Raw genomic sequence first — 223 nt, forward strand, 5'->3', positions numbered from 1 at the left:
GGCATCAACATATTGTGCAGCGGCGACTTCTGGCGTGTGTGACGGATCGCTCCACAGCAGGTCAGCCAACGGCTCAAGCCCTGCTTCAATGGCGATTTGCCCGCGGGTGCGGCGTTTAGGTTTGTAGGGCAGGTAGAGGTCTTCGAGTTCGGTTTTGCTTAGGGTGGCGTTGATGGCCTTCGCCAGATCATCGGTGAGTTTGCCTTGCTCGGAAATGGACTTG

The 223-nt window shown here is 57.0% G+C and carries 1 protein-coding gene; it reads right to left on the reverse strand.

Annotated features, from left to right (window positions below):
- On the reverse strand, positions 1-223 hold a 223-nt coding region (locus E0702_RS18725), incomplete at both ends, for a Tex-like N-terminal domain-containing protein (RefSeq protein WP_205742180.1).

It is taken from the genome of Halomonas marinisediminis (assembly GCF_004347715.1).
In the GTDB taxonomy this organism is placed as follows: Bacteria; Pseudomonadota; Gammaproteobacteria; order Pseudomonadales; family Halomonadaceae; genus Halomonas; species Halomonas icarae.